This window comes from Paenarthrobacter sp. TAF1 (assembly GCF_052113825.1).
Taxonomy (GTDB): Bacteria; Actinomycetota; Actinomycetes; order Actinomycetales; family Micrococcaceae; genus Arthrobacter; species Arthrobacter nicotinovorans.
Map to the genome: position 1 here is coordinate 1 of NZ_JBFRDO010000003.1, position 26,473 is coordinate 26,473.

Below are 26,473 nucleotides of genomic sequence, written 5' to 3' on the forward strand. Positions count from 1 at the left end.
ATAACTCTGTTGGGAGACACTGGCCTGACGAGCGACGGACGCCCCTTCGACTCCGCCGCTTGGGAGGACTGGGTCGAAAGTATCGAATGGATCAAATCCGGACGCTTCCCTCGAACCCGCGAATCATCGTCACCAGCTGAGTCCCCTCAAAGAGCGGGAGCGCTGACGTTGACATCGCCCTAGCGGATGACGGACAGCCAGCAGATCGTAAAATTCGACGGGACTGGCTTGCCAGCGTCGAGTGGATCAGGGCAGGCAACCCAACAAGAAACCGGTTCTAGACAGAGCACAATCTGTGCCTATCTAACTCAGAGATAGCTTGGAAGTGGGCAGATGCCAAGATAACAGTGTCACCTAGGACGTGGCCATGCAGATTTTGACGGAGTACGCCTCAGCTCCAGTTGGTCCGTACGGGTCGAGGGTGGAGCTGTTTGCGTGGATCCGTCGGGGTGCCCGGTCCATAGTTGAAACGCAAAATAACATTCTTTCCAAGCTCCCCTCCCCTACGAGGGCAAAGCTCCGTGCCGGACTGATTGCCCTCGTCGGTAAAGTTCCATTGGAACTTGCAGAAGGGCGAGTCCACCTCCCAGCAGGAGCTGCGGACGAGGACGATATCCGCAAACGGCGCGTGACATACTTGGCCAAGGCAATTCACGAACAAGGACCCTCCGGGGCTAAGGGCCTGTTATCGGAGCTTCTTGGAACCCAGAACGACCAGGCAGCCCACAATGCCGCCCTGGCAAAGACTCGAGCCACGCTCCAGAGGATGCTGAACACAGTGCCCGCCTAAGGGCCTCCCGGTCTTAGCTTCAGAAGACTGCTGGCGCAGATGTGGAACATTATTTGACCATCGGCAGCGCTCCGGCTGTCATAGGTCACGCACCTAGAGATCACCCAGGGAAAGCTTCTGGCAGCTCACTCCGACCAACGAGAGTGGGTTTGGTACCGCTTCGGCCGAACTGATGTCAGGCGGCGTAGCCTCGCTGGAACCCGTACATGTCGATGACCTTGGCGAATGGCAGACAGCGCGCCGTAAACTCGCCACCGAAGTCGAGCGTTTTGTACTCCACGGCGAGGCTGGCGATCTCATTATGGTGGCGGCCCATGAACTCTCCCAAGAGACTGAGAGAAAGGTCGTTGACCCTGCAGAAGGCGGTCTTTTCCCCTCTTCTTTCGGCCATCTTCCCGAAGCCCCGCCGGAAGTACGTGTCAAAGGAGGGGAGACACCCCCAGACGCCGAGCATCACCTTGCCCACGAGAGTCACGTGAGCGACGCCATCTGGCACAAGTGCCTTGCGGAGGGCATCGTACGCACCGATGATCTGCGCTCGGGCCAGTGGGTTAAGGTAACTGTCCGCGTCGATCTCACGCATCGTTGGGTTGAGGTCCTCAATTACCTGGATGGCTTTGGCATAGTGGCGCATGTTCGTTTCGGCGAACAGGTAAGTCGATCCGCGCAACATGCCCCAGCTGGCAAGGTAGTAGCCAAGCTGGAGGCAGCTTCTCTCCAGGTCCTGCGTTGGCTGGGGGTGGTCCTGAAAGTAGTTGTAGCAATAATCCCAGCTGCGTGAGCGACTGGTCTTGCTCGGCTTAACCCCTTCGGAAACATGGAGGAAGTTCCTGACGACGTTGGTGATGTTCCCTGGTTCGAGTGTGCGCATTGGATCAGCGTAGGACACGCTCTGTCAGGGGACCGGGGTCAAACGTCCTTTGCGGCTGATTGATCAGCTTGCCGGAATGGGCCTGTAGGTGCCATGCAAAATAGCCACGAGATTGCTCGTCATGGGCCCGGCATTTGCGGCCCACGAGGCCCTCGATCCGGTTCCCGACCTGCTCGGGCAAGGGATTGCCTACCTGCATAACACCCGATTCGCCGACGACGATGTAGCCGAACTCGAACAGTGCATCACAACCGAAGAGGCACGCGAGCATAGACACGTTAGCAGTGTCCATACGCTCCTTCTCCGAGCAGGCCGAGCGCGGCTTGATGTGGGCGGCGACCAGAAGCTGTTCAGGGAAGGATTGTCCGCAGAGCGAGCAGGAACTGCCCCTAAGCTGCAGCTGCTGGTTCCGCAGGAATCGCTGTTCTGTCCGGGCTGCCCCCAGTGTCCACTTGTCGCTGGGACCACCAAGGTATTGGGCGGTCGACGCGGCTTCGTCCCGCCCCTCATCGGGGTCATCATTGATCTTCAGCCCCGCCTGCTGCAACAACTGCAGGGCACCTTCTCTGTCCAAGTTATAGAAGTAGCCCCTGTTCAGCGTGCCTGCTGTAGTCATAGGGCCTTGCCCCGGAGGCAAAATTGCGAGGACCTCTTTCCACGGAATATGGACCTTATATAAAGGATCTGTGAGGACCAGTGTCCCTTCTGTGTCCGCAGGTTCTTTGTAGCCGCGGGGCGGAGGATAAGCCGGTGCTGGCAGCGTGGCCGCTTGGCTGATACCGCGGACGGCCGGACGGGAATAGTGCAGGACAAGGTCCCCAGGTCGGACGTTGCGCACCGTGTCCCAGGAGGCAACCCGCTGTCCGGAACTTCCTCGCAGCGGCGCCCATAGCGTCCCGTCGGGAAATACATCCTGGAAGTTGTCCGACTGGATAGCCCACCAAAAATTCGTCCCAGGGAAGACGGATATCTTCATTTGTGTCTCTTGAGAGCTGCTGGTCATGACCTCATTCATACTCCATGATCACGGTCGTTCGGTTGCGTAGTCAGGTCGACGGCATCCGTGCAGCAGACCAGTCCGTTAGGATCACCCTTAAGGACGCTGAATACTCTGATTCGGAAGCCCTCTCCCCTGTTCTTGCTGAGACAGTTCACGGCGAGGCGACTAAACGAGACTCCCCTTGCGCGTGAAATCCCCGTCTTTTAGGACTTTTGACGGCCGCCGCTCCACCAGAGAGCGCTAAGTAACGCCGTCTCATGAATCATTAGTTTTTTGAGACCTCCGGAGTAAGGGCCCGCTGTTCGCTAGGTCAGGGCGGAACTTCGTGCGGCAGAGCCATTAAGCCCATGCTGGCCAGTGAGTGCCTAGAATCAGGGGGTGACGTCAACAGAGCCCGGGCCTGCATCTCCGGCTGTACAGAAATACTGGAATGCCGTTTCAAGGCGCTTAAGCATCGAGTCGCAGGACATGGCCGGCCTTATTCAGCATCAGGGTGAGAAGGGGGACGCCAATGAAAACTCAGTTCAGTTGCTTCTCGCTAAGGTGCTCCCTCCCTCTGTGAGGGTTGCTACTGGGGAGATTATCGACTCCATGGGGACTGCCTCCGCTCAAATGGACACGTTAGTGCTGTCAAACACCGTCCACCCGACTCTCTTCGCTCAAACGGAGGAGAAGATGTTTCCAGTTGAGTCTGTTCTGCTCTGCATCGAAGTCAAGACAACTTTGACGCAGGATGAGGTTGCAGATATTTCAAAGAAGGTCCGAAAGCACCAAAAGTTGAGCACCAACAGGAAGCCCTATCAGGGACGTGGACCCCATCATCCGGCCCGGGCTGGGGTTGATAGAAGGTATGCGGTCCTTTCCACTCGTTGTGCCTCTTCTTCCATCGCGGCATCGTTCATCTCTGTTGTGTCCAAGTGCACTACTGGACCCGGGATGCGCGCGTCACGGTAGCTTCCCTCGGCGAGTTCGTCTGCGTTCTCGCGGAGTGCCTCAGCATCGAAGTGGCAGGGGTGGCGGGCTCCGGAGTTGGCTCTGGCGAGGATCCGCGACGTGAGTATTTCGCCGGAAGCCGAGAGTTGTACTTGGACAAACCTCTGAGTGGACGAACTTGGCACACGGCAGGTTTCTTCCAGCCAGGACGTACGGAGGTTGCCTTCGACGATGAGGTGAGCGCCTGAGACGCTTGCCTCCTGGATGTGTCTGGCGATTGTTGCCAAGGCTTTGTGCCCAATCTCTTTTGAGACCTCTCTTGAGGGGCAATCGCCGAGTGCGAAGTACTCCTCCTTGATCTGGTCCTTTGAGACCACCGGCCATCCGGTGGATGTGGCCAGTATTTGGGCGAAGGTTGTCTTGCCTGTTCCTGATGGGCCTGTGATGACAACGCAAACCACTCTAGGACACGAGGCTTTCAGAGGAGAGGGCACACGCTGCGTCCAGGTCCCTTGGCGCGTTAACGTTGACAGCACCCTCCACAAGGGGTGAGAGCATCTGTTGCCCTTGGCCGAGATAATTGTCGACACCAGCCGTGATGCTGGTGAGGCCGTTGTCGTGGCTTTTGGACAAGAAGTCGATGAATGTTGGTGAGGTTTTCCATAGCCCGATGGTGCAGTGGCCCGTCCTGTGTGGTTCTCCGCGGGCATGGTTAAGCAGTGACCCGCCCGGACTGACCCGCACCCACGCAGACCGCGGATCTTCCCGGTTGGACTCGTTGACCGACGTGTGGGCGAGAGCGGGTGCCCCGGGAGAGCTGGAGTAGGGGTAGTCGAAGAAGTGTTCCATCTGCTCGACAGCGGTGTAAACGTCGGCGTCTACAATGAATGCTTCGCCGTTGAGTTTCTGTCCCCACCGGATGAAATCAGCCAGGTACCCTCGTGGCTCCGAAAAGTGGAGCTGGCCTGCAGGGCCTAGTGTCTCGGCCGCTTTTTCAGCGGCTTCACGGCTCTTGCTATTCATGTCCAGGATGATTTCTCCGACGGCAGCGGAGTTCCTGGCGGCTTCCACGATGCGCGCCAGTATGGTCCTCCCACCGATATGTTGGAGCATTTTGTGTTGGTGAGAGGCCAGTCCGCTTCGGGTGCCGTGTCCTGCGGCCATGATTACGAGCGGAGTTGTCCCTTTACCGGTCATTGCCGCGGTAGGTGTGTTCGCCAAGGACCTGGACCTGTGTGTGGGCAGGGGCGTCGTCCAGTTCGTCTGAGCTGCGGTACCCCATGGTCAGACTGATCCGCGACTCATCAGAGTTGTTGTCGCCAACGGAATGAAAGAGTGTGGCGTCGAAGAGGAGTATGCCGCCGGCCCCGATGGTGACGGGCACAGCTTGCTCCTCAACGCCGTCAAAGATCTTGTGTTCGTCGAGCCACGTTCCACCACCTGGAGGATCGATTTGGGTGACACCTACAAAGGGAAGATTGTGAGATCCCGGGATCACGTAGGTGCAGCCGTTGTCGGGGCGGGCATCTTCCAAGTAGGCGATGGCTGTGACCAGGCCCCTTGACCAGTGCAGGATGTCGCGGTGAAAGCGTGGTTCTACCCGGCCTTTGTCGTTGATGCTTGCGTGGTTGTGGCGGTTTTTCACGAAGACAACGTTGGGGCCGAGGAGGTCTGAGAGTGGTTCTGTGAGGGCTTGGCTGCGGACGAGTTTCCTGAAGGGTTCTGAACGGTCGAAGAAGCCGTAGAGCTTGAACGAAGTCTTATCACCGCTTGTTTCTTCCTTCGAAAATTCTTCTTTGACGCTGAGCCGGAGGTCAGCGACGGTCTCTGGGGAGAGCGCGTTTTCAAGTTTGAGGTAGCCGTTCTGCCGGAAAAGGTGCACTTGGGCAGGGGTAAGACGCATGATGGTCCTTTCGTTGTTGCAGGTTGTGTCGGTGATGATCGCGTTTAGTAAGTCAGGAGAGTTCGTAGCGCGTCCTGAAGCTCCTTCAGCTCTGGATCGCTTTGGCGGGCCTGTGTGAAGGACAGGAGCGCACGACAGGCCAGACCTGCATCGGTGAGGTTGCCGCTGAGCAGGAAGTGCAGCAGCTCTTGGCTTGGGAGCAGCTGGATGTTTCCCATTTCCGAGACGTCCCAGCTGGGGTTAGAGGTTGGTGAAGCGTCCGCGGCGATACTGATGTGCTTGCGCCTGGTGGAGTTCGCGGCCCACCATTCTGCTCCGGCGTAGTACGTTGAACCCGCCTGGTATCCGGTTTCCTCGAGTAACTCCCGTGTTGCTGCCGTTTCGGGGGATTCGTTGGGAGAGAGATATCCTCCGGGCAGTTCCAGAAGTGACCGCTCAGGTCCTACACGAAATTGTTCGAACAGGACTACGTGGCTTGCCTCAGGTGTAAACGCCAGCACGGCGGCCGAGTCTGGGCCGGTGATGATGTCCCACTCGGAGATTGTCCCTCCGGGTTCCTGGAAGGTTGCCCGGTCAATTTTGACGAATCCGTTGTAGGCGCGGGCGGCGCCGGTCTTTGACCAGGTTTCCGGTTCAGGCATTGTGTTCCTTTTCCAAGTGCTCGACGATCGCGTTGAGGCTCCCTCGGATTTTGTATAGAGGGATCCTGCTTACGGCATGGACAAGTCCTGCCTGGTGGTGGCGAATGGCAGCTGATGTGTGCGCGAAAGGTGTTCCTAGGAGCTTTCCTTCGACGTCGCTCATGGCGAACCGTCCGCTTGAGTTGTCGGAGAGTGCTCCAGCGAAGAAGAATGTCCTGTCACGCTCTGTGTAGGGATGGATTTCCAGTGGGTGGTCCTGAATAACTTTGACGTCGTAGGTGGCCGTTATGGGCACGGCGCGTGCGCATGGTTGGAGTCCCAGTTCAGAATGATGGACGAGGAGCTTCCTGTCCCAGGAAGATGAGTCGCTGGTTTGCCATGAACTGATTCTGTTTCTTTCAGCGTTTGCAAACCCGCGGGAGAGCTTGGCGAATGAGTGGGCTCTCAGCCGGAAGTAGGGCCACACGCCATCAGTTATCAGGGCCCCGTCTCGGGAAGTCAGTGAAGTCCTGTCGGCAGAGATAAATTGCCAGCCCTTTGACCGGCAGAGTTCCAGCGCGAGGGATGTCTTACCGGCACCGCTCCCGCCCGTGAGCAGCAGCCCGCCGGCGGCGGACTGGACGCAACTACTGTGGATGGAAAAATATCCCGAGTGCTGTCTGGCCATTTCCGCGGCGAAGATCAGAGCGGGATAAGCCGGCCCTGGTTCTTTCGACACTTTGGCTGCACCGTAGTTGCAGTACAGGTGGTGTTCGGAGGCGTCCCAAGTCCAATGTGGCTCTTCGGCCGTCCGAACGACGGTTGCTTTCGCGCTTATCTCTGTGGGTTCGGTTTGGAAGACGTTGAACCATTTACTGTCCGGGGCTGGAACGCTCCCCCGGAGATCCACGTTGACGCCGAGGACTTGGCGGATGTTAGTCCCTGACATGGGATGGCCCCCCTCCGACTGAGACGGGGATACTCAACGCGGGGTGGAATAGGCGCCAACCGACCAGTGCTGCGAGAGCACAGCCAGCGCCAAGGAGGAGCGGCTGGATTCCTGTGTTTGCGCTGAGGGTTCCGGAGAGGGCATAACCTATGGGCGTGAGGAGGGAGACGCCGAGCCAGTTGAAGGCAAATACCCGGGATCGCATGTCGGGATCCACATGGTCCTGGATAGCTGTAGACCAGTGGATGTCATAGAAAGCGCTGGCCAAGCCACTGACGGCGATCATCGTGATACTGAGCACTGCATTCGTGCCCAAGGCCAGCGCTGCGAGGGCCAGGGGTAGGGCCATCAGCATGTAGGACCCGGCCCGGAGCGGGTTGATGGGGGAATACTTTGCTGCAAGCCAAGATCCTGAAAGCAGCCCGACCGCCCATGCCGCCAGGAGTACGCCCCAAAGGCCTTCACCGCCCGTGCCTACGCCGAACAGGCTTGGGCCAAGGACAAGGATGGGCGCTGAAAACAATGGGCCGAATCCTGAATCCAGGACTATGCCCCATTTCAGCCATGGTGTGGTCTTGACTACTTGGAAAGCCGCTGCGATCTCGGCCAGGATCGATGGCTTGCTTTCGGTGGATGGCTCTCTTCGCTTGGCCCTTATGGATAGCAGCAGGAGGCTGCTGACTCCAAAGAGCGCAGCGTTGCCAAGAATCACTGCGTGCGGGGCCAAAAAGAGGGTGAGCATTCCTCCAAGAATCGGGCCTGCCACCATGGCGCTTGCGTTGCTCGCGCTGATAAGACTGTTGGCTTGGACGCGTCGATCCTTATCGACGAGTTCCGGGATCATTCCACGCATGGACGGCGAGAACATGGCACTTGCCATTCCCCCTGTTAGCTGCGTAGCAACTATGAGTGCAATGAGGTTGGTGTCCTTTGCGCCTAGCAACAACCCCAGGCCAAAGGTCGCTTGGGCGACAAAGTTCACTGCATCGCAGACCGACAGGATCGTGGACTTTGAATATCTGTCTCCCCAGGCTCCGCCCAAAAGGGTAAAGAGGAGCACTGGAACGACTCTGGCGGCCAAAGCAAGGCCGACAAGCGCAGGAGAGCCCGTGGCTTGAAGCGCGATCGATGCCAGCGCGATGGGCGCCGCGGCACTTCCAAGGGCCGTCAGCGACAGGGCACTCCAGAGCGCCAGGAAGCGCGGATTCCGGTGGAGTGGCGCGGTCGGAGCTGACTCAACTTCCTTCAACTTATCCATGAGAACGCCTCGCTTAGCTCTGAATCAGCTACACCTTTGCTCCAAGGTGCAACAAGTACACATTTGATGCCTGCGGTCTTCGCACCCTCGTAATCGGTATGGGCCGAATCCCCGATGTGGAGCACCTGCGACGGGGCTACGTTCATGCGCGTGCAGACTCTTGAAAAAATCAGAGGGTTGGGTTTGGCAATGCCTTCAACTGAAGAGAAGGCGATGGCTTCAGGGGTGAAATGCCCCAGCACGTTCTTGCTCTGCAATTTCTCAAGCAATATGTTCGGTTCATGGAAGAAGTTGTTGCTGACGATTCCGAGTTCGATGCCGGCCGCCGCAAGCCTTGAAATGTGCTCGATGATTCGATCGGCAAACTCGAAGTCTTCATCCACTGAGACCTTCTGCAGTTCTGCTGCTCCGGCGCTCGTGATTTCGGGCGTGCAGGATCCGCCGACGAATTCGACGATATCTTCGAAAAAGCGCTCGGTTCGGGGTTGCAACCCGGTGTCAGTAATCCTCTTGACGGCTCGTTTCTCCGCGGCACGGTAGGCGGCATCCACAGTTGCAATGCTGTAGGAACCGACGCCGAAGTCCGACAGCAAAGCACGAAGCTTCTCCTTCCGCCGAGCATGCCCCTGGCCCGGGTCGGCAAGACGGAAGATCGTGTCGAAGAGGTCGAAAGTGACAAGCTGAAACGGCCGCGAGTTTCTAGGTAGGTTCTTCATGTACCAGGCCATCAGCGGAGAGCTCCCGGACAAATTCCCGTACGTCTGCCTCGATGTCCTCGGCAGGGGCGTCGTATCGTGCAACCAGGGCGCTGATGGTCTCGCCAAGGGTGGCCCCTTCAAGGATGTGCGACCAAACAGCTGCCGCTACATCTTCCAACTGCCACTGCTCGCCATTGAACTCGACGATGTAGCCATCCTCAGTAACACGCCACCGGCAGTTGAGATCCGGACTGACAATCTGATCACTCGACATTAGCCAACACCCTTCTCAGCCGCAGGGTCGTCTTTCGGCACCAACCGCCTAGATCCTCATCGGCTTGGATACATTCGGCCTGCCAATAGTCTTCGGCGGTAAAGACTGCGGATTCAGTCCTCTCCAAGCGCAACAACCGGCGTTTGGCACTGAGTGAAAAGTCATGGTTACGGGCAAGCTCAAAATCAACCACGAACCCAAATGCATCTCTGATCTGTAAGGCCGCTTCACGAGTGCTTCCCGATTTGAAGAGTCCTGCGGCATCTTCCAACCGGACCTCCGCCGAGTAGGCGAAGCGCCTCATCAGGACCTGCCGAAGACCAGCACGAAGAACACGTTCCCTTAATTGTTCGTGCCCCCACGGGTTCGTCAAAGGCTGCCCGTTAACGACACGGCACAGGAACTCCGCGTCCCCATGACTGATTGATTTACGACCGGAAGTGAAGTCGGACTCGAGCTTCGTGATGACAGCATCAGCAGCAGCCTTTGACCAATATTCAAGATCCCACCGTTGACCCTCAAAGTGCTCAATCAGGATCGGGACCGGCGCCTCGTGATAAGTAGTCGAGGTATTGAGACCATCAGCCTCGAGGGATTCATCAGTCAGTCCGGCGATGACGTACAAATCCACATCACTATGGGCATGGCCAGTACCCTCCGCTATCGATCCAGAGAGATAAGAGAGGTCCTGGCTACCGAGACGATTGATGAGCTCAGAGAATCTGGGGGGAAGTTTCATATGCTGTCCATTCGGTGGGAAGACGCGGGACAGAGCCCGCGTCTTCCCGTTCTGCTAAAGGAATTTCTGGATGCTCTTGATCGGCTTGGCCTTTACCTTAACCGGCTTTGAGTACGGCATTTTTTCCTCCTCCCAACGTCTGATCCGACGAGTCCTACGCCGGAAAAGTGGACTATATCAAATGGATTTAGTATTAAAAAGTCAAGTACTTGGGGCGCATTAATAAGTAAACTGAGCAGTGTGAGGCGACCCTTTCCGCGCAGAAGCAATCAGCGTCCGGCGGCGCCGTCACCGCGAAGAGACGGCACTCCAGGCGGGTGTCGGAGTCGTGATCGTCTGTCGGCCCCATAAGTTCGACCGTGGGGCCACCTCCGAGTCGGCAGCCACGACCACTTCATGCGCCATACAGTTGGATGTGTGGCGTTCGCCTGCCACGGCCTTCGGAGCTGCCTGGCGCCTCGGTGAAGGGATCCCCAATTGAACGGGTTCAATCTCGGACGGAGGCCTGCGCATGGCACTTCGATCATTCGTGCAGAGGACTTCGAAAACTGACAACGGCTGTCCGGTCATTAGAACGAGGCATGCACGTAAGACCCGCACGATGACATGCACGATGATGGGGGGATAACTGCAACAATGATGGCGTGACTGGAATGAAGATCGGCTACAATCGAACTTAAACAGGTCTGCAGGACGTAAGCGCCCGCACGCTTTTGCCCTTTGGGACGCCTAAACCAAGCCCCTCCGGTACCTCTACTCGCGTTCGGTTGCTCTTCTAACATCTCATTCAGAGACGATAAGTCAGCGTACGATCTGCTTCAAGCCGTCCTTATACGCCTTCAGAACTGGCTCCGGTATGACGAAAACGATGGGCATTTCAAGCGTTATGGTGTCCGATCGTTCCCCGGATACCAGCCTGTCCATAACCCGTTCCAGGTCCTTTACGACGTCATCAATGAAACGCCGCGCCTCTGCAATCGGTTGAGCTGCATAGTCAGCTGCGAGTTCGGCCATGTGCTTCGCGTGATCAGGAAACCTCGTGGACCTTATCTTCGTCGCCCAGTCTATGAGCCCCTCGTACATGTCGATCACTCGGCCTGCCAAATGCTTGATGAAATCACCGTCTCCGGGTTCTCCAGGTGCACCAAAGGCCGCCAGTTGCGCCTCCTTGGTCATCAGCCGGTCAAGGTTCCCGACAATGGCTTCCAACCTAGAAAGAGACTCTTGGAGTACGTCTATCACTTCCATTTCAGCGACAGCGATCCCTTGTGCCGTCACCAGCCCAAGATGGTAGTCCCGCCATTTTGGTTCAACCCTCTTCTTGCCCTCGTAAAGTGAGGCCGCAAAGAGCAAGTACTCCCACATCGGCGGCTTGGTCGCGAGAAGGTTTCTCATATCGCTCGGATCCTTCGGGACCCTGCTGACCGGGTATTCCAAGCTCGGATCAGGTTCTGTCATTGTTCGTCTTCCCTTGTCCTTTCAAATTCCGGTGGGAGGGCCATCGCCCGGACACCGGCGGCAGCTGCACGGATCCTCATGCCTCTGTCCCTGCTCACGAGAGTTAGCCCATTTCCACTCATGGAAGCGAAATAGCCTGCTTGGCGCACAATCTCATCATCATTGCCTGGAAACCGGACGTAGCCAAAGGGTTCGTCGATGAGTTGCAATGAAACCGTGGCACCCGGCCTCCGCACCCGGGCGAAGGGATCCGCTTGCTCAAGCAGTCCGTCTATTTTCCGTAAGACCCTTCCCGCCACGCGCCCAGGCGTTCCGCCACGGTCCTTCAAGGAATCAAGTTCGTCGATAATGACAAGTGGAAAAACGACGCACAACTCGCTTTCCGTAAAGTGCATTTTCCAAGACAGCTGATCAAACATCATGCCCTGAATGAATACGTTCGTGTCGCATAGGAGCAGCCGCTGGTTTTCTTCTGTGGCGAGCATGCTTCGGTAACGCTCCAGCTGCTGAGTCAGTTCGAATACATGACGATGTTGCCCCAGCAGTTCCCCGCGTATCAGCCCATGGGGCGAGTCGGACTGATCGTCAATTGCCCTGATCTGCCAATACCGGGCTGTGTACAGATCCCTAGCCAGGACCCCCCGGGCGTACACCAAACGTAAGTCGTTTTCGGCCCGCTCGACCCACCTCAAGTATCGAGTGGCGGCCAACACCGGGTCGCCTTCTAGGGATCTCTCAACCTCCGCAAGGGCTTTAAGGAGGCTCCTAAGAATGACCAAAGCGCTATCGGCCGTTTGCCCAGTCTTCAAGTATTCCCAAGTCACAGGGACAGTATCTCGTAAGTACATCTTTCCTCCCTGTTCGAAGAGGAAAGCTTGTGACAGAGTCGTCCAGAAAATGGAGAAGGGGGCCACCCAGCTCGCGCAAACGCGGGCGGACGGTAAGGGATCCCTTACCGTGCATGCCCTCGAGTACGGAGAGGAAGCTGACTCAACGAAGAATCACCTCACCAGGGTCGAGCCCCAGCGATAAGAGGTCGAATTCGATTTGACTGAGGAACTCTCTGCAGCTGCTCTCAACTTCCGCCCAATCGAGTGGGTTGCTGACCATATCGGGGCTGAATACTGACCCCACCACCCAGCCTGACGACCCACGTGTCAGTGAAACCGCGCCAACTTCTTCAAAGGACATCGAGTCAAACATGAAGTCACCTCGGTTCGCGTCGTTGAGCCAGAGAAACAAGCTGCGAGCGAGTTCGACTACGGGAAAGRCTGGCTCTCGAAAGAGTAGCGCAGGCCCTTCCGAGACAGTGAGATCGGCATCAAGACCGACCAAGTAGTCAGCTTGGCTCGTTCCTCCGATGTTGTCAGAATCTAAGTTCGCGTAGGAAAGTCTCATAGTTGCCATCTCATCACCAAACCTCCGTGCTCTGCCCGCGATTCACTCGCACAGTAGACGTCCGAGAATTCACCGCACAACAATTCCGGGCCTTTCTATCGCCCGGTGAAGGATCCTTTACCGGACATCCTCAGGAAACAGACCTCGGTCTGGCTCAGAAACCCTCCCCGCGTTGGCTGAGACACTTAACGGCGAGGCGACTAATCCACGCTCCTCTTGCGCGCAGGGCCTTGGTCGCCGTCATGAAACAGTCCGTGGACAGTCTCGTGGAGTTGCTGGCGGATGCCTCGGGTATCGTCCAGGGAGAGACCGTCAAAATATTCGCGGAGGAAGAACCATTAGTCAGCCACCAAACCACGTGGCCGCGTCACCTGGCTGGTACGCGGACCCAGCAGGAACGATGAGGCTTCAATGGTGGGACGGTGCCGCATGGACGGGGCAATTCTCCGACTTGCCCGCAGAAGGATCGAAAGACAGGCCCCTCCTGCCGCCAAGAACGCCCATATCTACCCCTTTTCTTTGGGCGCTGCTGTGGCTACCTGCGCTGCTGCTCATTCTGGACATCGTGGTGAAGTCTTTTCATGGCTACGCCATCGGACCCGACGGAGCCCAGCTCACTGATCCCGACCTCGAGCTCAGCCTTGGCGATCTCATCGTTGGCGGTGTCGGACTGCCCGTGTACGCGGCCAATGTCGTGATGGCCCACTTGGACTGGCGCAGACTCAAACGCGTCGGCGTCGTGCGCCCCTTTCATTGGGCCTGGGGATTTCTCTCAACCATCTACGTCATCGGGAGGACCGTGGTCGTCCGCAAGGTAGTACCTGGCAGTTCCATCGCGCCGATCGTGATAACCATTGGCCTGAGCCTGGTAAGCATGGCCACCAACTACAGCTGAGCCCCATAGCAATTACCTGTCAAAATCGGTCACACCCACCCGCGTAGGCAGCGCATTCGCAGTCGAGTTTTTGATGCACACTTACGCATCCTCCCGACGTGGTAATCCGGCACTCTTTGCGGGACCCAGTAAGGATCGCGGTTGAGCATCGGTTACAGACGCGGCTGCAACACCTAGCGACCCCGGACCGCCACCACGGAGCGATTAACAGGACTTGCACGGTTCCACCAAAGCGATGTCCCGGTGAAGGATCCCCTTACGTTCACTCGCTCGGAAACCCCCTCCCCCGACAATACTGAGACGCTTCACGACGAGACGACTAAATGAGACCCCCGTAGCGCGCGAATTTCCTCAGTATCTGGATCACTGGCGGTAGCTGTGCAGCACTGCCTCAGGAAGCATTTGTTTTTCGAGACACCACAGTGTCCGCCTCAGGCGTCGACCGGAAAATAGTTCACCCAGCGTGATCAAGGCGCTGCCTCATTGGGGCTCTGAGCGCTTGGTCAGCGTAATCAGTGCCGGTTTCCTCAAAACTGTTCCCAAGATCGACGAAGCTATCGACGTTGAGGATCTCGCGGGCGAACTCCCGAAGCGGCACCCGCAGGACTACCCACCTGCAAGGATTTAGTCAGTATGCTTACGAGTATGAGGATTTGAGGACACGCCCCCTACTCAGGAGATACCGATGCTTCGTAAGTTAGCCATAACTACAGCCGCCTTGGCCCTTTTTGCCGGGTCGATGGCATCCACCACCGCCGCAGCACACGCCGCAACCCCGGCGGCAGCCGCAACCACCGTCCACGCGCAGGGCAGCGTAGCCGCCACCACGGCAACGCCCTCGCCGGATGCAAGCAACCCCTCGGGCCCGTCAACGCAGACACCCACCAACCCCGGGCCATCCTCGGGTGCGCCCGGCACACCTAACCCCGCAGGAAGCGGACCAGCCAACCCCGGCACGGGAGAATCCGAACCCCAGGAGCAGACCCGCACCAACGCCGTGCCGTGGGTGCTGGCGGGCGTTGCCGCCGTCATCATCATCGCGCTAATCATTTGGACCCTGCGGAACCGGCGCGGCCGGGACAAGGGAATCAGCCGGGAAAGCTAGGCCAGCTTCCCGATAAGGCTGCCTTCGAGGTTTTCGAGCAGGTGCCGCGGATTGTCATAGACTTCCGCGGCACCTGCGTCGCGCAATTCGGCCTCGCTGATTCCGCCGCAGGTCAGCGCGATCACCGGGACGCCAATGGCAGAGCCGGCCTTTACGTCCCAGACAGCGTCGCCCACGAAAACCACGTCCTGTGGTTCCAGGTGGAGCTTCTCCAAGCACGCCTCCAGGATGTCGGGCGCGGGCTTGCTCTCCTTCGCGTCATTGGAACTCGTCCACGCATCAATGGAGGATCCGGCGTCGAGGAGCCTGCGGCTGACCTCAAGGTCGCGATCCTGCGCCGAGGACGCCAATCCGACCGCCAGCCCGGCTTCCGAACAGGCGGCCAGGAGATCCCGGGCCGATTCGAAGGTCCGCAGCGCGGGCCAGAAGGTGGAAAAAACCGCACTGTGCGAGGACTTGAGGTTTTCCCGCAAGTCCTCCGAGGGCTCCGGCACCAAGCTCTGAATGAGCCGGTCGCCTCCCATGCCGACGCGCCGGTGGATGGCCGACATTTCGACGTCCAACCCTTCCCGCCGGAACGCCTGCCACCACGCCATAGTGTGGAAGTAGCTCGAATCAATCAGGGTGCCGTCCACGTCGAACAGGACACCGCGCTTATTTGACGTCGCCTCAGTTGCCACAGCTGACCACCTTCGCTTGTGTCGGCGTCCCCTGGGCGGCGAGCGCGGAATCAATCACGGGCTCTTCCAACATCAATACGGCGTACCGCTCCGCAGAGCCGGTTTGCAGCAGGCCGGTGCCGGCCACTTCCCGGATCGCAGCCACCCCTTCAACGGCGTCATCCACCGTGGAAAACCGCTTGGACAAACCCATCAGGCAATCCCCGCCATCCACCATCAAAATCCGATATCCCCCATCGGGCGTTTCCACCAGTTCCAAACGGCCGGCCATCGCTACCTCCTCGTTTTCGATGAAAAACAGCTTAGTAAGACTACTTAGTATAAGCCCTTGGAAATAATCCGTAACGCTGGAAATAGGCGCCTGCAACTTCTTGTTGGCGTGGATATGACAACAATCGGAATTATCGGTGCAGGACACATTGGCAGCCAGGTCGCACGCAAGGCGGTCGAACTCGGCTACGACGTCGTGATCAGCAACTCACGCGGACCCGAGACGCTCGGCGACCTCGTCGCGGAGCTGGGGCCGCGCGCCCGGGCCGCGACGGCGGCCGAAGCAGCAGCGGCAGGCGATTTCGCCGTCGTGACCGTTCCCCTGAAGAACTACCGGGACGTTCCCGCCCAGCCGCTCGAAGGCAAGGTGGTTATCGACACGAACAACTACTACTGGGAGCGCGACGGACGCATTCCGGAGCTGGACAACGGTGAAGCAACCACGTCCGGCCTGCTCCAGAAGCACCTCCCCACCTCGAAGGTGGCAAAGGGCTTCAACCACATCTTCGCCAAGGACATCACGACGGACGGCACTCCCGCGGGGACGCCGAACCGTCGTGCCCTGGCAACCGCCAGCGACTTCCCGGAAGCAGCGGAGCTCGTCACCAGGCTTTACGACGAATTCGGTTTCGACACCGTCAACATCGGGCCCCTTGCAGACAGCTGGCGGGTCGAGCGCGACCGTCCCGCCTATGTCATCCGGCAGAACGCGGATGAACTTCGGGAGAACCTCGCCAAGGCGAACCGCACCAACTGAACCACAGCGCACGACGGCGGACGGGCGGCTTACGCCTGTCCGCCGTCGCACGTCGTGGAACAGTCGGGCATCACCGCGCGGAGGTGGTGCTCATCACGGCAGCATCCAAGCTAAGGCCAAGTTCCTCTTACCATTCGAAGCAGTATCCGTAAGCAACAGCCCCCGCCGTCTAGTCTCGCCCTATGGAAAAGACCCTTTACGACACAGTCATTGTTGGCGGCGGCCACAATGACTCACAGCGGCCGCGTACCTGGCTCGGGCGGGCAAGAGCGTAGCCGTCCTGGAGCGGGACGACCACTTCGGCGGCGCGGCTGTTTCAGCGGCCGCCTTCAAGGGCGTCGATGCCCGCCTCTCGCGCTACTCCTATCTGGTCAGCCTGCTTCCCCAGCGGATTATCCAGGAGCTGAACTTGGACATAGCGCTGGCCCGCCGCAGGTACTCCTCCTACACACCGGACCCGGAAAACCCCGAAAAAGGCCTCCTCATCGATGGCAGCGACTCCCACGCCAGCCGGGAATCCTTCGAAAATGTGGGTGCGGGAGCTGACTTTGACGCGCTGGAAGGCTTCTACGCCGACACCGGCAAGCTCGCGCAAGCCTTGTTCCCCACCGTTTGCGAACCACTGCCCAGCCGATCGGAAGCCCGGGCCCTCGTGGCTGACGACAAGCTGTGGAACTCCTTCATCGAGAATCCGCTGGACCAGGTCATCACAGAGCGCCTCACCCACGATCTGGTCCGGGGCATGGTTTCCACCGACGCCCTGATCGGCACCTTCACTTCGCTCGACGACCCCTCCATGGATGCCAACCGATGCTTCCTCTATCACGTGATCGGCAACGGGACCGGCTTGTGGGACATTCCCTTGGGCGGCATGGGGTCCGTTTCCCGCGAACTCGAGCGGGCGGCCCGGGAGGCCGGGGCGGCGCTGCTGCCGTCGGCGGAGGTAACAGCCATTTCCGACGACGGCGAAGTCCGGTTCCGGCGCGACGGCAGCGAACACGTGGTCCAGGGCAGGCGTATCCTCGCCAACGTTTCGCCATGGGTCCTGCAGGACCTTCTGGGAGCACCGTCACCGCAGGAGGTCGCCCGGCCCGAAGGGGCGCAGATCAAGGTGAACCTGCTCCTGAAGCGCCTTCCGAAGCTCCGGGATGCCACGGTCACTCCCGAAGCCGCCTTCGGCGGGACCTTCCACATCAACGAGCGGTACCAACAGCTTGCCGACGCGCACCGTGCGGCCACCGACGGGCAGATACCCAGCCCACTCCCCTGTGAGATCTACTGCCACTCCTTGACTGATCCGAGCATCCTTTCCGGGGAGCTTGCAGCCGCCGGAGCGCAAACATTGACGGTGTTCGGGCTGCACACCCCCGACCGGCTGGTGACGGAAGAAAACAACCACGTGATGCGTGCCAAGCTCCAGGCCGCCGTCCTCGAATCGCTCAACTCGGTCCTGGCCGAACCCATCGAGGACCTCCTGCTCACGGACGCCGACGGAAACCCGTGCGTCGAGGCCAAGACCACCCTTGACCTTGAACATGCCCTGAACATGTCGGGGGGCAATATCTTCCACGGCAAGCTGCAGTGGCCCTTCCTGGAGGACGACGAGCCCCGGGCTTCCCCGGCTGAACGGTGGGGCGTCGCAACGGGGTACCCGAACATCTTCCTTTGCGGGGCAGGTGCCCGCCGCGGGGGCGGAGTCAGTGGACTGGGCGGGCACAACGCCGCCATGGCGGTCCTGGAGGATTTGCAGGACGAAACCGTGTCATGAACCGGGCCGTGACTGCACTTTATGGGTGGCTGCCTCTTCGGATGCTCGGCGCATAGGGCTTCCGGGGAGGCAGCTGCACCACTCAGCGCAGCCCTACACCAAGGAGCCCCATGTCCACCAAAATCTCCGCTTGGCCCGCCGCGACGCCCATGTGGGTGGATTTGGGAGTGGATGACCTGGACGCGGCCAAGGCCTTCTACGCGGATCTGTTTGGGTGGACCTTCGCTTCCGGCGGCCCGGAGTCCGAGGGTTACGTCCTGGCGGAACTCCGGGGCCGCGCGGTGGCTGGAATCGGCCCTCAACAGGACAAGGACGCGCCGTCCTCGTGGACTACGTACCTGGCGTCAGATGACGTTGACCAGACGGCCGGCAGAATCGTGGGCAGCGGCGGTCAACTGATCGCGCCGCCTTTCAATGTGATGGACTCCGGCCGGATGGCCCTGGCTTCAGACAGTCTCGGTTCGGTGTTTGGGATCTGGCAGGCCGGGAACCACATCGGGGCTGAACGCGTCAATGAACACGGTGCGCTGTGCTGGAACGAACTCCACACCCGCGACAAGGAGGCGGCGCGGTCCTTCTACACGGACGTCTTCGACGTCAGTTTCCAGGAAATCCACGACGACGGCTACGTGTACTCCACCATCTGCAGGCCCCTGGACGGCAGGGAAGTCGGCGGAGTGTTCCACGATGCCGAGGCCTCTTTGCCCGACCGTTGGATGACGTGGTTCGCCAGCGACCACGTCCAAGCCACCGCGCTGAAGGCGGTGGAGCTCGGCGCCACACTCATCCGACCGGCCGCGGAAAGCCCTTTGGGACGCACGGCCATCGTGCGGGCCCCGCAAGGTGAAACCTTCGGCATCATCGACGCGCCCCGGACGAACAACTAAGCGGTCCGGCTGCACGATCAGGCGGCGGCGGGATCCAACGCCTCCGAGATCACCTCGTGTGCGTGCGCTGCGGCAAGCGGCGCCGCCAAGCGGTGAACGGCTTGGAAGGTCCTGCGGACAGCGGGCCCATGCCACTCCGGCGGCAGGTAGTCCGCGGGCAGGTTCGGGTCCTTGTACGGAAACTTACGCCACAAGGTGAGCATGGGGATGTAGTAACGGAAGGCTTCGCGCCGCAACTCCTCGGTGGAACCGGCCAACGCGGCCTCGGGATCATCTCCAACCCGCCGCGTCCACTGCTCTTCGGCCCCCTCATAGAGTTCCAGGAACTCGGTGAATTGCTGGTCGAGTTCGTTCAGGTCCCACCATTCGGCGATCTTCGGACGCATGGGGCCGTCAAACACGTAGTCGCTGCGGAAAAGGTCCACGAATTCGATCAAGCCACTGCTTGTCAGCCGCTCCCTGGCCTGCTCAAGCTTGCCCGCCGGTGCGATCCACACACCGTTGGCTACGGATCCAAAGCCAAGCCCCAGCAGTGCGGAGCGCAGCTGGTGCCGGCGGTTGCGCATGGACTCCGGCACTGAAAACACGGCCAGTACCCATTTGTCCACGGGGGCGGCCTGCTCAGGGGCGAAGATCCTCCGGTCGCCCTCACGGAACACATCGCTGACGGACTCGGAAATCTTGTACTTGGCGATGCCACCTTCACGCACGCTCTTGAGCACGCCCTTGGCCTTGAGCCTGGACACGGAAGAACGCACTCCCGGAGCGTCATATCCCAGGGAACCCAGCATGGAAATCAGTGCTGAGACCGGCAAGGCGTCGCCCGCGTTCCGGCCGTAGAGGCCAAAGATCGTGACGAGGAGTTGCTGGTGGCGCACCGGGGGTGCCGGGACGGCGAACATCGAAAACATCCTCATTTCCGCGCCAAATGTTCAGGCGCCAGTCCACTTCATCATAGGTGTGGGAGCGCCGCCGCCTGCTCAACGAAAGGCCACGAACTGGCAAGCCCATAGTAAGGATGCTTACTATGGAGGAACACTTGAACTCCGCAACAGGATCAAGCAGCCACATCAGGTACTTTCCGCATCAACGATAGGAAGCACATCATGGCAGGAAATCTTGTAGCCCGTTCCATCCACGACCTCACCGCTGCGGCATGGTTCGGCGGCTCATTGATGGGGGCCATCGGGCTCAACGGAGCCGCCGCAGAAGCCAAGGACCCCACCGAGCGCACCCGCTTGTCCAGCAAGGGCTGGGGCAAATGGGCTCCGATCCAGACCGCGGCCTTCGCGGGCCACCTCGCCTCCGACCTCGCCATCGCCTGGGAGAACAAGGGGCGCATCGCCAAGCAGGACAACGTGGCCGCCAACACCGTCTACAAGACTGTGGTGACCCTGGCCGGAGCTGCGGTGACACTTTACGCAGGCATCGTGGGCAAGAAGGTTGACGAGCTCTCCGGCGAAGGCGCCGAAGGAGCCACGGAACCGCGCGCAGGTGCCTCCGATGAGCTGAAGTCGGCACAGACCCAGCTTAAGGCCCTTCAGTGGGCCATTCCCGCCTTCGCTGCCTGGGTCATCATTCTCGGTGCCAAGCACGGAGAGATGCAGCGCCCCAAGAACATCCTGAAGGGCCTGCGCTAACCACGTCGGGATGGCAGTTAATGACAGTCCCGGGGTTCCCAATTGTCATTAACTGCCACCTCGCGGGGCTGCTTCCTAGACGGCGCTGACGGTGACGTCGTCGGGATCGACATCGACGGCGGCGACCGGCACCTCAGGCTGCGGCTTGGGAATCATCGCCACCGCCCCGGCCGCCAAGACCGCGATGCCGGCAAAGATCGCGAAATTCGCCTCGAAAGGCAACTTGGAGCCTGCAATCCAGCCACCGATCAGGGGCCCGGAAATGGCACCCAGCCGGGCGAAGCTCAAAGCCCAGCCCGTGGCTGTTCCACGGACCTTGGCAGGGTAGTAGTCGGCAATGTAGCCGGTGAGGACCAGCGACGTCGAGATCGAACCGACGCCGGCGAACGCCACGAACAGCAAGTTCACCACCATGGTGTTAGGGAAGACCAGCAGCATGATGCCCAGGCCGCCCAGGATGTAGAACACCACCAGGATGAGCTTCTTGCCGTACTTGTCAGCCGCGCGGCCAAGGAGCAGGCCACCGATGGCAGAGGCGAGGCTGAAGACCAACAGGAACGTCAGGGACGAGCCGAGGTCGTAGCCGGCCTTCTTCATGATGCTCGGCAACCAGGTATTCAGCCCGTACACCAGCACCAGGCCGCAGAACAGCGAGATCCAGAAGAACACCGTGGAGCGCAGGTACTTCCTGGAGAACATGGTGGTGATGGTCTTCCACCAAGGATCCGCGGGCCCGCCATTGGCAACCGGGGCCGCCGGGACAACAGGCCGGTAGTCGGCGATCTGAAGAGTAGCGGCCAAGGCCTTCGCCTCGGAACGGCGGCCCTTTGTCTCCAGGTATTCCAGCGATTCGGGCAGGAATTTCCAGATGACCGGGAGCAGGACAATCGGTGCCGCTCCAATGGCAATCACGGCACGCCAGCCACCCAGGGGCAGGACAAACAATGCAGCCAGGGCAGCTGCAACAATGCCCAGGGAATAGCCGGAGTACATGAGGCCATAGTTGAATGACCGCTTGTTCGGGGCTGAGTACTCGATGGTCAGTGCAGCCGCCACCGGGATGACACCACCCATGCCGAGACCGCCGATAAGCCTGAACAGCCCGAACAGTTCGGGGGTAGGTGCCCAGGCCGCGCCGGCTTGGGTGATCGTGAAGATCACCATGGATGCCAGGAGCATCTTCTTGCGGCCTACGAGGTCGCTGAGCGTGCCGATGAACAGGGCACCAATAAGCATGCCGATCAAGGCATATGACCCCAGGCCGCCCAGGGCAAGCGGCGACAGGTTCCATTCCTTGTACTCCGCAAGCGCGGGAAGGACAGCGCCGAGGACGCCGACGTCATAGCCTTCGGCGAGGATCGCGAGCCAGCAGCAGAACAACACCAGGCCGGTGGTCTTCTTAGGCACGTTCCAGTCGTTGACCGGTGCGGTAGCCACGGCTACTTCACCAAAACCGATGCAGCAGCCGACGCCGGGGTCCACCGGAGGTGCGTGGTGGCCTCATCGATGTCCGCTTCCTTCAGCAACGAAAGGCGGGGACGGACGGCGTCAGTGCGCGAGCTCGGTGGCTTGCGGCGTCCCGCCCGGAATTGCGGGATCCACTGGGCGCCGGGCCCCTGGTACTCCTGCTCAGCGGCGGCATGCAGGGTCCACTGCGGATCGTACAGGTGCGTGCGGCCCAGGGCGATGAGGTCCGCACGGCCGGCAAGGAGGATCGAGTTGACGTCGTCGTAGCTTGAGATAGCGCCGACGGCGATCACCGCCACATCTGCCGGAGCGGCCACTTCCTGGCGGATACGGTCAGCGAACGGCGTCTGGTAGCTGCGGCCGAAGGCGGGCTTCTCTTCCTTGGCCACCTGGCCGGTGGAGACGTCCAAGCCGGCAGCGCCGTGGGCCACAAAAGCCCGGGCGATCTCCACGGAATCGTCAGACGTGTTGCCACCCTCGATCCAGTCGGTCGCTGAGATGCGTACCGTCAAAGGCTTGCCGGCAGGCCAGGCCGCGCGAACGGCGTCGAACACTTCCAACGGGAACCGCAGCCGGTTCTCCAAGCTGCCGCCGTATTCGTCGGTCCGCTTGTTGGAAACCGGCGAAAGGAAGGAGGAGAGCAGGTAGCCGTGGGCTGCGTGGATCTCCAGAAGGTCGAAACCTGCCTCCTCGGCACGGACGGTGGAGGCAACGAACTCCGCCTTGATGGCATCCATGCCGGCACGGTCCAATTCCACCGGGGTCTGGTTTTCGGCGCTGTACGGCAGGGCGGAAGGCCCGACGGCGGTCCAGTTTCCCGACTCGAGCGGCTGGTCGATGCCCTCCCACATGAGCTTGGTGGAGCCCTTGCGGCCGGAGTGGCCCAGCTGCGCGCCGATCTTGGCGGTGGAGCGGCTGTGAACGAAGTCCACGATCTCCTTCCAGCTGTCACGCTGGCCATCGGTGTACAGGCCGGTGCAGCCGGGGGTGATGCGGCCCGTTTCGGAAACGCACACCATCTCGGTCATGACCAGCCCCGCACCGCCCAGCGCCTTGGACCCCAGGTGGACCTTGTGGAAGTCGCCCGGGACCCCGTCAATAGCGGAGTACATGTCCATCGGGGAGACGATAATGCGGTTCTTGAGCTCCAGCCCTCCGAGGCGGAACGGCTGGAACATGGCCGGGGCAACGTCGCCAAGGCCCTGGGATTCAGCGAAGTTACGCTCCACCGCCTCGGCGAATCCGGGATCCCGCAAGCGCAGGTTCTCCTGAGTGATGCGGCGGCTGCGGGTGAGCAGGTTGAACGCGAACTGGGTGGGATCCTGGTCCTTATACTGGCCGATGCGCTCGAACCATTCAAGGGAAGCCTGGGCTGCACGCTGGGTCGACGCCACCACGGGCCGGCGTTCGGCCTCGTAGGCCTCCAGTGCTTGCTCCACCGAGGGGTGCTCGTGCAGGCACGCAGCCAGGGCCAGGGAGTCCTCCATGGCCAGCTTGGTCCCGGAGCCGATGGAGAAGTGGGCCGTGTGGGCAGCGTCGCCCAGCAGGACCACGTTGTTGTGGCGCCAGCTCTCGTTGCGGACCGTGGTGAAGTTGATCCACTTGGAGTTGTTGCTCAGGACCTCGTAGCCGTCCAGTTCCTCGGCGAAGATGTCGCGGATTTTGGCGATGGCCTTTTCGTCCGAGACGCCCGGCGGGAAAACCTCGTTGGCGGTCTCGTCGAAGCCCGCGGCGTGCCACACGTCCTGGTGCATTTCCACAATGAACGTGGAGCCCTCATCCGAGTAGGGGTAGCCGTGGATCTGCATGACGCCCCACTCGGTTTCCTTCACGAAGAACTTGAAGGCCTCAAAGACCTGGTTGGTGCCCAGCCACATGAACTTGTTGGTCCGCGGATCCAGGTTCGGTTTGAAGGACTCCGCATACCGGGCGCGGATCTGGGAGTTGATTCCGTCGGCGGCCAGGACAAGATCGTAATTGGCCTCGAGTTCCTCCACCGGCGGCGCCATGGTGCTGAACCGGACATCCACGTTCAGTTCGATGCAGCGGCGCTGGAGCAACTCAAGGAGTTCCTTGCGGCTCATTGCCGCAAACCCCTGCCCACCCACCGTCTTCATCTCGCCACGGAAGTGGATGTCGATGTCGGACCAGCGGGCGAACCGACGGCTCATGTATTCGGCCACCACGGGGTCGGCGTTGCCGATGCCGCCGAGGGTCTCATCGGAAAACACGACGCCGAATCCGAAGGTGTCGCTGGCAGCGTTGCGTTCCCAGAGGGTGATGTCGTGGGACGGGTCCAGCTGCTTCATCAGTGCTGCGAAGTACAGGCCACCCGGGCCGCCTCCAACGATTGCGATCTTCATGGTGATGCTCCTTTTCAGGCCTGGCTCTGGCCGGCAGGGGTAAGTTGCGGGGTTTGGCTCGCGCTCCCGGCGTCCTGTGCAAGGACTCCTTCGCGGAGCTTGAAGTGCTGGAGTTTGCCGCTGGGATTGCGCGGGAGTCCGGTGACGAAGCGGACGTCCCGGGGGTACTTGTAGGGCGCGATGGTCTGCTTCACGAAGTCCTGGATTTCCTTGCGCTTGGCGGCGTCGCCGGTGACTCCGTCGCGCAGGACAACGAAAGCGCAGACGATGCTGCCGCGTTCCTCGTCCGGGATGCCGATGACCGCGTTTTCCACGACATCCGGGTGCTGGTCTATGGCCGATTCAACCTCCGGCCCGCCGATGTTGTACCCGGAGGAGACGATCATGTTGTCCGAGCGGGCCTGGTAGGTGAAGTACCCATCGGCATCCATGGCAAAGGTATCCCCGGTGACGTTCCAGCCTCGCACCACGTAGTTCGCCTGCCGGGGATCATCCAGGTAGCGGCACCCGGTGGGCCCGATGACTGCTAGGCGGCCGATGTTGCCCGCGCCGAGTTCGTTGCCGTCGTTGTCCAGGATGGTGGCCCTGAACCCCGGCACAGCACGCCCCGTGGTTCCAGGACGGATATCGTCCCCGGCAGCGGAGATGAAGACGTGCAGCATCTCCGTGGCCCCGATTCCATTGACCAGGCGCAGGCCTGTGGCTTCACGGACGGCTTCCCAGGTCTCCTTGGAAAGGTGCTCTCCGGCAGAGACGGCAATCCGCAGGCTGCGCAGAAGATCTCCGCGCTTCTCCTTCAGGATGGCCCGGTACGCCGTGGGGGCGGTGAACAGGATGGTGGCACCGGCTGCGGCTGCGTGCTCTGCCAGTTCCACCGGTCCGGCTTTCTCGGTGAGGAGGGATGACGCGCCGAAGCGGAGCGGGAAGACCACCAGGCCCCCGAGTCCGAACGTGAACGCAAGCGGAGGTGAGCCCGCAAAGACATCGTCAGCCGTGGGTTGCAGGATGTACCGGGCAAACGTGTCGGCGTTGGCCAGGATGTCGCGGTGGAAATGCATGGTCACCTTGGGCACACCGGTTGTACCCGAGGTCGGTCCCAGCAGGGCAACGTCGTCCGCGGCCGTGTCCACAGCGGTGAACTCCCCGCTCTTGCGCCCGCAACGGGAGGTGAGGTCGCCGTCGTCGTCCGCGTTACCGGTGGTCGATCCGTACGCCAGGACAGTGACATCGTCCCCTGCCGCGATCGCGAGCTCGTCCACGAAGCGGTGGTCGGAAATCGCAACCACCGGCTTGGTAAGCCCGATCAGGGTGGCGACCTCGGTGGAGCGCAGCATGGGCATGGTGGTGACCACCACGGCGCCGGCCTTCAGGACGCCGAGCCAGGCCGCGACGATCCACGGGTTGTTGGGACCGCGCAGCAGCACACGGTTGCCGGGAACCACGCCGAGGTCTTCGGTGAGGACCTGGGCCACCTGGTTGGAACGGGTTTGCAGCTCGCCGTAGCTCCAGACAACGCCGTCTGGAGTGCGGAGGGCGGGACGGTCGGCACCGTATTGCTCGACAGCGTCGTCGATCAGCACRGCGGCAGCGTTGAGCCGGTCCGGGTATTGGAGTTCGGGGAGGGTGAATTCGAGCGCCGGCCAGGTATCGGCGGGCGGCAGGTGGTCGCGGGTGAACGTGTCCACGTGGGCCGATGGCAACATGCTCATGGCCGTTCCTTTCAGTGGTGCGTCGTTGAAGCTGGGGATGG

General features: G+C 60.5%; 26 protein-coding genes and 2 pseudogenes. 8 read left to right on the top strand and 20 right to left on the bottom strand.

Annotation, left to right across the window (positions count from 1 at the left end; genetic code table 11):
- Positions 1 to 367: 367 nt before the first annotated feature.
- Entirely contained in the window at positions 368 to 790 is a 423-nt protein-coding gene (locus AB4Y81_RS04465; RefSeq protein WP_018780251.1) for a hypothetical protein, read from the top strand.
- A 175-nt stretch (positions 791 to 965) separates the two neighbouring features.
- Here AB4Y81_RS04465 and AB4Y81_RS04470 read toward each other — a convergent pair whose 3' ends face one another.
- Both AB4Y81_RS04470 and AB4Y81_RS04475 read right to left on the bottom strand, forming a co-directional pair.
- Complete coding sequence (locus tag AB4Y81_RS04470; protein ID WP_155846021.1) at positions 966 to 1,661, bottom strand: hypothetical protein; 696 nt, start codon at positions 1,659 to 1,661, stop codon at positions 966 to 968.
- Between the two features lie 4 nt (positions 1,662 to 1,665).
- Positions 1,666 to 2,277, bottom strand: coding sequence for an HNH endonuclease signature motif containing protein (locus AB4Y81_RS04475; RefSeq protein WP_231375306.1), 612 nt, complete (start codon positions 2,275 to 2,277; stop codon positions 1,666 to 1,668).
- An 852-nt stretch (positions 2,278 to 3,129) separates the two neighbouring features.
- On the opposite strand from AB4Y81_RS04475, the gene AB4Y81_RS04480 reads away from it, so the two are divergent.
- A complete protein-coding gene (locus AB4Y81_RS04480; RefSeq protein ID WP_441995530.1) occupies positions 3,130 to 3,615 on the top strand; it encodes a DUF6602 domain-containing protein in 486 nt (161 codons plus the stop codon).
- Positions 3,616 to 3,653: 38 nt separating this feature from the next.
- Here the strand turns inward: AB4Y81_RS04480 and AB4Y81_RS04485 are convergent.
- The 12 genes and pseudogenes from AB4Y81_RS04485 to AB4Y81_RS04540 form a co-directional block, all read right to left on the bottom strand.
- Positions 3,654 to 4,130, bottom strand: a pseudogene (locus AB4Y81_RS04485) (AAA family ATPase); the annotation flags it as partial.
- Positions 4,057 to 4,707: a hypothetical protein gene (locus AB4Y81_RS04490; RefSeq protein WP_441995424.1), complete on the bottom strand. Its 651-nt coding sequence runs from the start codon at positions 4,705 to 4,707 to the stop codon at positions 4,057 to 4,059. The gene AB4Y81_RS04490 and the pseudogene AB4Y81_RS04485, both read right to left, overlap by 74 nt.
- A 73-nt stretch (positions 4,708 to 4,780) precedes the next feature.
- Entirely contained in the window at positions 4,781 to 5,497 is a 717-nt protein-coding gene (locus AB4Y81_RS04495; RefSeq protein WP_018780246.1) for a phytanoyl-CoA dioxygenase family protein, read from the bottom strand.
- 44 nt (positions 5,498 to 5,541) lie between these two features.
- On the bottom strand, positions 5,542 to 6,138 hold the full coding sequence (locus AB4Y81_RS04500; RefSeq protein ID WP_018780245.1) for an NUDIX domain-containing protein: 597 nt from the start codon (positions 6,136 to 6,138) through the stop codon (positions 5,542 to 5,544).
- Entirely contained in the window at positions 6,131 to 7,066 is a 936-nt protein-coding gene (locus AB4Y81_RS04505) for a hypothetical protein (RefSeq protein ID WP_416430430.1), read from the bottom strand. The genes AB4Y81_RS04500 and AB4Y81_RS04505 overlap by 8 nt, the downstream gene beginning before the upstream one ends.
- Positions 7,053 to 8,324, bottom strand: coding sequence for an MFS transporter (locus tag AB4Y81_RS04510; RefSeq protein WP_441995425.1), 1,272 nt, complete (start codon positions 8,322 to 8,324; stop codon positions 7,053 to 7,055). Before AB4Y81_RS04510 ends, AB4Y81_RS04505 begins: the two co-directional genes overlap by 14 nt.
- Positions 8,312 to 9,040, bottom strand: a complete 729-nt coding sequence (locus tag AB4Y81_RS04515; RefSeq protein ID WP_196802808.1) for an HAD family hydrolase — start codon at positions 9,038 to 9,040, stop codon at positions 8,312 to 8,314. Before AB4Y81_RS04515 ends, AB4Y81_RS04510 begins: the two co-directional genes overlap by 13 nt.
- The gene (locus AB4Y81_RS04520) at positions 9,024 to 9,296 is read right to left on the bottom strand and encodes a PqqD family protein (protein ID WP_018780241.1); all 273 of its coding nucleotides are present in this window, start codon (positions 9,294 to 9,296) and stop codon (positions 9,024 to 9,026) included. Before AB4Y81_RS04520 ends, AB4Y81_RS04515 begins: the two co-directional genes overlap by 17 nt.
- Positions 9,286 to 10,035 carry a hypothetical protein gene (locus tag AB4Y81_RS04525; RefSeq protein ID WP_416430432.1) on the bottom strand — a complete coding sequence of 250 codons (750 nt, stop codon included), beginning with the start codon at positions 10,033 to 10,035 and terminating at the stop codon, positions 9,286 to 9,288. Before AB4Y81_RS04525 ends, AB4Y81_RS04520 begins: the two co-directional genes overlap by 11 nt.
- Positions 10,036 to 10,836: 801 nt before the next feature.
- Positions 10,837 to 11,493 carry a hypothetical protein gene (locus AB4Y81_RS04530; RefSeq protein WP_441995426.1) on the bottom strand — a complete coding sequence of 219 codons (657 nt, stop codon included), beginning with the start codon at positions 11,491 to 11,493 and terminating at the stop codon, positions 10,837 to 10,839.
- Positions 11,490 to 12,317 carry a PIN domain-containing protein gene (locus AB4Y81_RS04535; RefSeq protein WP_441995427.1) on the bottom strand — a complete coding sequence of 276 codons (828 nt, stop codon included), beginning with the start codon at positions 12,315 to 12,317 and terminating at the stop codon, positions 11,490 to 11,492. Before AB4Y81_RS04535 ends, AB4Y81_RS04530 begins: the two co-directional genes overlap by 4 nt.
- Positions 12,318 to 12,483: 166 nt before the next feature.
- Complete coding sequence (locus AB4Y81_RS04540) at positions 12,484 to 12,900, bottom strand: DUF7878 domain-containing protein (RefSeq protein WP_441995428.1); 417 nt, start codon at positions 12,898 to 12,900, stop codon at positions 12,484 to 12,486.
- 556 nt (positions 12,901 to 13,456) lie between these two features.
- Here AB4Y81_RS04540 and AB4Y81_RS04545 point away from each other — a divergent pair.
- Positions 13,457 to 13,786 (top strand): hypothetical protein, encoded by a 330-nt coding sequence (locus AB4Y81_RS04545; protein WP_231375303.1) that lies wholly within the window; start codon positions 13,457 to 13,459, stop codon positions 13,784 to 13,786.
- 685 nt (positions 13,787 to 14,471) lie between these two features.
- Positions 14,472 to 14,891, top strand: a complete 420-nt coding sequence (locus tag AB4Y81_RS04550; protein ID WP_441995429.1) for a hypothetical protein — start codon at positions 14,472 to 14,474, stop codon at positions 14,889 to 14,891.
- Here AB4Y81_RS04550 and AB4Y81_RS04555 read toward each other — a convergent pair.
- Positions 14,888 to 15,571 carry an HAD family hydrolase gene (locus AB4Y81_RS04555; RefSeq protein ID WP_441995430.1) on the bottom strand — a complete coding sequence of 228 codons (684 nt, stop codon included), beginning with the start codon at positions 15,569 to 15,571 and terminating at the stop codon, positions 14,888 to 14,890. The genes AB4Y81_RS04550 and AB4Y81_RS04555 overlap by 4 nt on opposite strands.
- Entirely contained in the window at positions 15,561 to 15,842 is a 282-nt protein-coding gene (locus AB4Y81_RS04560) for a hypothetical protein (RefSeq protein ID WP_413306553.1), read from the bottom strand. The genes AB4Y81_RS04555 and AB4Y81_RS04560 overlap by 11 nt, the downstream gene beginning before the upstream one ends.
- 114 nt (positions 15,843 to 15,956) lie before the next feature.
- Here AB4Y81_RS04560 and AB4Y81_RS04565 point away from each other — a divergent pair, with 114 nt between their 5' ends.
- The 3 genes and pseudogenes from AB4Y81_RS04565 (at position 15,957) to AB4Y81_RS04575 (ending at position 19,253) form a co-directional block, all read left to right on the top strand.
- Positions 15,957 to 16,598: an NADPH-dependent F420 reductase gene (locus AB4Y81_RS04565; protein ID WP_064723800.1), complete on the top strand. Its 642-nt coding sequence runs from the start codon at positions 15,957 to 15,959 to the stop codon at positions 16,596 to 16,598.
- A gap of 182 nt (positions 16,599 to 16,780) precedes the next feature.
- Positions 16,781 to 18,366: pseudogene (locus tag AB4Y81_RS04570) on the top strand (phytoene desaturase family protein).
- Positions 18,367 to 18,476: 110 nt separating this feature from the next.
- A complete protein-coding gene (locus tag AB4Y81_RS04575) occupies positions 18,477 to 19,253 on the top strand; it encodes a VOC family protein (protein ID WP_079582919.1) in 777 nt (258 codons plus the stop codon).
- A 17-nt stretch (positions 19,254 to 19,270) separates the two neighbouring features.
- Here the strand turns inward: AB4Y81_RS04575 and AB4Y81_RS04580 are convergent, their stop codons facing one another.
- Positions 19,271 to 20,170: a PaaX family transcriptional regulator gene (locus AB4Y81_RS04580; RefSeq protein ID WP_229778685.1), complete on the bottom strand. Its 900-nt coding sequence runs from the start codon at positions 20,168 to 20,170 to the stop codon at positions 19,271 to 19,273.
- Positions 20,171 to 20,359: 189 nt separating this feature from the next.
- Between AB4Y81_RS04580 and AB4Y81_RS04585 the strand changes: the two genes are divergently transcribed.
- The gene (locus tag AB4Y81_RS04585; protein WP_039243426.1) at positions 20,360 to 20,893 is read left to right on the top strand and encodes a hypothetical protein; all 534 of its coding nucleotides are present in this window, start codon (positions 20,360 to 20,362) and stop codon (positions 20,891 to 20,893) included.
- Between the two features lie 75 nt (positions 20,894 to 20,968).
- Here AB4Y81_RS04585 and AB4Y81_RS04590 read toward each other — a convergent pair whose 3' ends face one another.
- From AB4Y81_RS04590 to AB4Y81_RS04600, 3 genes are read right to left on the bottom strand one after another with little or no spacing between them, the layout of a single operon-like run.
- The gene (locus AB4Y81_RS04590; RefSeq protein ID WP_306878506.1) at positions 20,969 to 22,330 is read right to left on the bottom strand and encodes an MFS transporter; all 1,362 of its coding nucleotides are present in this window, start codon (positions 22,328 to 22,330) and stop codon (positions 20,969 to 20,971) included.
- A gap of 2 nt (positions 22,331 to 22,332) precedes the next feature.
- Complete coding sequence (locus AB4Y81_RS04595) at positions 22,333 to 24,723, bottom strand: bifunctional salicylyl-CoA 5-hydroxylase/oxidoreductase (RefSeq protein ID WP_441995431.1); 2,391 nt, start codon at positions 24,721 to 24,723, stop codon at positions 22,333 to 22,335.
- Between the two features lie 14 nt (positions 24,724 to 24,737).
- Positions 24,738 to 26,432: an AMP-binding protein gene (locus AB4Y81_RS04600; RefSeq protein WP_064722426.1), complete on the bottom strand. Its 1,695-nt coding sequence runs from the start codon at positions 26,430 to 26,432 to the stop codon at positions 24,738 to 24,740.
- Between the last annotated feature and the right edge of the window lie 41 nt (positions 26,433 to 26,473).

What these genes read in the sequence shown, in the direction of transcription:
- AB4Y81_RS04500 (WP_018780245.1), bottom strand. Translation starts at nt 6,138, where the DNA reads ATGCCTGAACCGGAAACCTGGTCAAAGACCGGCGCCGCCCGCGCCTAC.
- AB4Y81_RS04470 (WP_155846021.1), bottom strand. Translation starts at nt 1,661, where the DNA reads ATGCGCACACTCGAACCAGGGAACATCACCAACGTCGTCAGGAACTTC.
- AB4Y81_RS04475 (WP_231375306.1), bottom strand. Translation starts at nt 2,277, where the DNA reads ATGACTACAGCAGGCACGCTGAACAGGGGCTACTTCTATAACTTGGAC.
- AB4Y81_RS04580 (WP_229778685.1), bottom strand. Translation starts at nt 20,170, where the DNA reads ATGAGGATGTTTTCGATGTTCGCCGTCCCGGCACCCCCGGTGCGCCAC.
- AB4Y81_RS04505 (WP_416430430.1), bottom strand. Translation starts at nt 7,066, where the DNA reads ATGTCAGGGACTAACATCCGCCAAGTCCTCGGCGTCAACGTGGATCTC.
- AB4Y81_RS04490 (WP_441995424.1), bottom strand. Translation starts at nt 4,707, where the DNA reads ATGCTCCAACATATCGGTGGGAGGACCATACTGGCGCGCATCGTGGAA.
- AB4Y81_RS04510 (WP_441995425.1), bottom strand. Translation starts at nt 8,324, where the DNA reads ATGGATAAGTTGAAGGAAGTTGAGTCAGCTCCGACCGCGCCACTCCAC.
- AB4Y81_RS04595 (WP_441995431.1), bottom strand. Translation starts at nt 24,723, where the DNA reads ATGAAGATCGCAATCGTTGGAGGCGGCCCGGGTGGCCTGTACTTCGCA.
- AB4Y81_RS04560 (WP_413306553.1), bottom strand. Translation starts at nt 15,842, where the DNA reads ATGGCCGGCCGTTTGGAACTGGTGGAAACGCCCGATGGGGGATATCGG.
- AB4Y81_RS04585 (WP_039243426.1), top strand. Translation starts at nt 20,360, where the DNA reads ATGGCAGGAAATCTTGTAGCCCGTTCCATCCACGACCTCACCGCTGCG.
- AB4Y81_RS04575 (WP_079582919.1), top strand. Translation starts at nt 18,477, where the DNA reads ATGTCCACCAAAATCTCCGCTTGGCCCGCCGCGACGCCCATGTGGGTG.
- AB4Y81_RS04520 (WP_018780241.1), bottom strand. Translation starts at nt 9,296, where the DNA reads ATGTCGAGTGATCAGATTGTCAGTCCGGATCTCAACTGCCGGTGGCGT.
- AB4Y81_RS04495 (WP_018780246.1), bottom strand. Translation starts at nt 5,497, where the DNA reads ATGCGTCTTACCCCTGCCCAAGTGCACCTTTTCCGGCAGAACGGCTAC.
- AB4Y81_RS04565 (WP_064723800.1), top strand. Translation starts at nt 15,957, where the DNA reads ATGACAACAATCGGAATTATCGGTGCAGGACACATTGGCAGCCAGGTC.
- AB4Y81_RS04550 (WP_441995429.1), top strand. Translation starts at nt 14,472, where the DNA reads ATGCTTCGTAAGTTAGCCATAACTACAGCCGCCTTGGCCCTTTTTGCC.
- AB4Y81_RS04465 (WP_018780251.1), top strand. Translation starts at nt 368, where the DNA reads ATGCAGATTTTGACGGAGTACGCCTCAGCTCCAGTTGGTCCGTACGGG.
- AB4Y81_RS04515 (WP_196802808.1), bottom strand. Translation starts at nt 9,040, where the DNA reads ATGAAGAACCTACCTAGAAACTCGCGGCCGTTTCAGCTTGTCACTTTC.
- AB4Y81_RS04525 (WP_416430432.1), bottom strand. Translation starts at nt 10,035, where the DNA reads ATGAAACTTCCCCCCAGATTCTCTGAGCTCATCAATCGTCTCGGTAGC.
- AB4Y81_RS04480 (WP_441995530.1), top strand. Translation starts at nt 3,130, where the DNA reads ATGGCCGGCCTTATTCAGCATCAGGGTGAGAAGGGGGACGCCAATGAA.
- AB4Y81_RS04530 (WP_441995426.1), bottom strand. Translation starts at nt 11,493, where the DNA reads ATGACAGAACCTGATCCGAGCTTGGAATACCCGGTCAGCAGGGTCCCG.